1 protein-coding gene, 10 tRNA genes and 2 rRNA genes are annotated in these 2,786 nt (G+C 48.3%); all 13 read left to right on the top strand.

The window, feature by feature from the left end; genetic code table 11:
* Nucleotides 1-487: ribosomal RNA gene (locus WQ57_RS22205) — 23S ribosomal RNA — on the top strand; the annotation flags it as partial.
* 119 nt (nt 488-606) lie between these two features.
* Nucleotides 607-722, top strand: a 5S ribosomal RNA gene (gene rrf / locus WQ57_RS22200).
* Nucleotides 723-733: 11 nt separating this feature from the next.
* Nucleotides 734-808 (top strand) — tRNA-Asn (locus WQ57_RS22195).
* 46 nt (nt 809-854) lie between these two features.
* Nucleotides 855-927: transfer RNA gene (locus WQ57_RS22190), tRNA-Thr, on the top strand.
* A 15-nt stretch (nt 928-942) separates the two neighbouring features.
* Nucleotides 943-1,017 (top strand) — tRNA-Glu (locus WQ57_RS22185).
* A 3-nt stretch (nt 1,018-1,020) separates the two neighbouring features.
* Nucleotides 1,021-1,096, top strand: a tRNA-Val gene (locus WQ57_RS22180).
* 25 nt (nt 1,097-1,121) lie between these two features.
* Nucleotides 1,122-1,194 (top strand) — tRNA-Thr (locus WQ57_RS22175).
* Nucleotides 1,195-1,200: 6 nt separating this feature from the next.
* Nucleotides 1,201-1,285: transfer RNA gene (locus WQ57_RS22170), tRNA-Tyr, on the top strand.
* A 54-nt stretch (nt 1,286-1,339) separates the two neighbouring features.
* Nucleotides 1,340-1,414: transfer RNA gene (locus tag WQ57_RS22165), tRNA-Gln, on the top strand.
* 161 nt (nt 1,415-1,575) lie between these two features.
* Nucleotides 1,576-1,648, top strand: a tRNA-Lys gene (locus tag WQ57_RS22160).
* 21 nt (nt 1,649-1,669) lie between these two features.
* A tRNA-Gly gene (locus tag WQ57_RS22155) sits at nt 1,670-1,744 on the top strand.
* A 1-nt stretch (nt 1,745) separates the two neighbouring features.
* Nucleotides 1,746-1,821: transfer RNA gene (locus tag WQ57_RS22150), tRNA-Ala, on the top strand.
* Nucleotides 1,822-2,059: 238 nt separating this feature from the next.
* Nucleotides 2,060-2,719 (top strand): sugar transferase, encoded by a 660-nt coding sequence (locus WQ57_RS22145; RefSeq protein ID WP_046525582.1) that lies wholly within the window; start codon nt 2,060-2,062, stop codon nt 2,717-2,719.
* The last annotated feature ends 67 nt before the right edge of the window (nt 2,720-2,786 follow it).

The following is a 2,786-nucleotide window of genomic DNA, read 5'->3' as shown; positions in this document are numbered from 1 at the left end:
GGCCATCGCTCAACGGATAAAAGCTACCCCGGGGATAACAGGCTTATCTCCCCCAAGAGTCCACATCGACGGGGAGGTTTGGCACCTCGATGTCGGCTCATCGCATCCTGGGGCTGTAGTCGGTCCCAAGGGTTGGGCTGTTCGCCCATTAAAGCGGTACGCGAGCTGGGTTCAGAACGTCGTGAGACAGTTCGGTCCCTATCCGTCGTGGGCGCAGGAAATTTGAGAGGAGCTGTCCTTAGTACGAGAGGACCGGGATGGACGCACCGCTGGTGTACCAGTTGTCTTGCCAAAGGCATCGCTGGGTAGCTATGTGCGGACGGGATAAGTGCTGAAAGCATCTAAGCATGAAGCCCCCCTCAAGATGAGATTTCCCATAGCGTCAAGCTAGTAAGATCCCTGAAAGATGATCAGGTTGATAGGTCAGAGGTGGAAGCGCGGTGACGTGTGGAGCTGACTGATACTAATCGATCGAGGACTTAACCAATAGGTTGATACTCGTAATTGCAAACCTTCTGAAATGCATTATCCAGTTTTGAGGGAATGAAAATTTTCTCTTGCAAAATCCTAAAAAGGCATTATAATAATAAATGTCTTGAAAAAATGTCTGGCGGCGATGGCGAGAAGGTCACACCCGTTCCCATGCCGAACACGGAAGTTAAGCTTCTCAGCGCCGATGGTAGTTGGGGGTTTCCCCCTGTGAGAGTAGGACGCTGCCAGGCAATGTTATTATTCCGCAGTAGCTCAGTGGTAGAGCATTCGGCTGTTAACCGAACGGTCGTAGGTTCGAATCCTACCTGCGGAGCCATTTCTCAAAGCGGTCAGCCGTTTTAGGGCAGGCAGCATAAATCAATGCTTCCATAGCTCAGTAGGTAGAGCACTTCCATGGTAAGGAAGAGGTCAGCGGTTCGAGCCCGCTTGGAAGCTCTCGTTTTTAATATAGGCCCCTTGGTCAAGCGGTTAAGACACCGCCCTTTCACGGCGGTAACACGGGTTCGAATCCCGTAGGGGTCACCATTTGGAGGATTAGCTCAGCTGGGAGAGCATCTGCCTTACAAGCAGAGGGTCGGCGGTTCGATCCCGTCATCCTCCACCATTTTCATAGTTTTAACCTTTAATATGCCGGTGTAGCTCAATTGGTAGAGCAACTGACTTGTAATCAGTAGGTTGGGGGTTCAAGTCCTCTTGCCGGCACTCTGTGGAGGGGTAGCGAAGTGGCTAAACGCGGCGGACTGTAAATCCGCTCCCTCCGGGTTCGGCGGTTCGAATCCGTCCCCCTCCACCATTATAGTTAAAGTAAAAAATGGACATGCTATACCTGTCCTTTTATTTTTGTCATTGGGCTATAGCCAAGCGGTAAGGCAACGGACTTTGACTCCGTCATTCGTAGGTTCGAATCCTGCTAGCCCAGCCATTTTTTGACCCATTAGCTCAGTCGGTAGAGCAAGTTTCTCGCTTCGCCGAAATTTCATCCTCGGAAACTTGCGAGGTAGACCGAAAGGTCTTTCGAGCATCGGGATGCGAAACGGTTATACAGGAAGGGTTAATTTAACTAAAGTTTCCCCTCCATCAAATGAGCCATTAGCTCAGTCGGTAGAGCATCTGACTTTTAATCAGAGGGTCGAAGGTTCGAGTCCTTCATGGCTCACTCTCTTTTATACAATATACTGCGGAAGTAGTTCAGTGGTAGAATACAACCTTGCCAAGGTTGGGGTCGCGGGTTCGAATCCCGTCTTCCGCTCCAAGGGGCCTTAGCTCAGCTGGGAGAGCGCCTGCTTTGCACGCAGGAGGTCAGCGGTTCGATCCCGCTAGGCTCCACCATCACATTACATACAACCTTTCAAGCCTTAAATCTTATGATTTAAGGCTTTTTTGTATTTCCATCCATAGACAACGGCCTCGTTACCCAACTTTCACCCTTGCAAAACCTCACATTTTAATCATTCACAAACATTTACAGAATTAACAGAATGTTTATAAAGTTAATGGAATTTTTAACCTGTGTTCATACTGGCTCAAAAATCGCCGATTATACTTCAACGTAGGAGGTGAGCTTGTTCTGAGTGCTGATAAGAGCCTTAAATTCTACCAGGATTATTCCCTTATTCAAACGAGTCAACCTAATCTTTCCAAGCAGGCAGAGCAATATCTCTTTTATAAAAGGTTTATGGATCTGGTGCTGGCCACAATCGGCCTATTGCTAGCGCTGCCGATTATTGGGATATTCGCTGCTTTAATTGTCATTGAAACACCTGGATCACCTTTCTATCTTCAGGAGAGGGTTGGAAAGAACGGCAGGCATTTTAAAATGATAAAGCTCCGATCCATGCTGTGCAATGCTGAATCGGCTGGGGCGAAATGGGCTGAGGCCAATGATCCGCGGATTACAAAAGTTGGTGCCTTTATACGGAAAACACGAATCGATGAACTTCCGCAGCTGATATCCGTCCTGAAGGGGGATATGTCGCTTATAGGGCCGAGGCCCGAGAGGCCTGTGTTTACCAGGCAATTCACCAAGGAAATTCGGGGCTTTGAAAATCGCCTGCTAGTTAAGCCCGGGCTGACGGGCCTTGCGCAGGTAAATGGAGGATACAATCTCTCTCCTCAGGAAAAGTTGAAATACGATCTCGAATATATTCAAAATCTTACATTTGCTCTTGAACTGAAAATTTTGCTGAAAACATGCAAGGTGATTGTAACCGGAGAAGGAGCACGTTAAAGGCAGGAGACATCATGTCAGGTATTAAAACCCAGATGGGCAAAGGAATGAAGTGGACAGGGACTTC

Source organism: Mesobacillus campisalis (assembly GCF_000986785.1).
GTDB lineage: Bacteria > Bacillota > Bacilli > Bacillales > Cytobacillaceae > Mesobacillus_B > Mesobacillus_B campisalis.
Note: the sequence above shows the minus strand (reverse complement) of the source record. Positions and strands in the feature narration are given on the sequence as shown.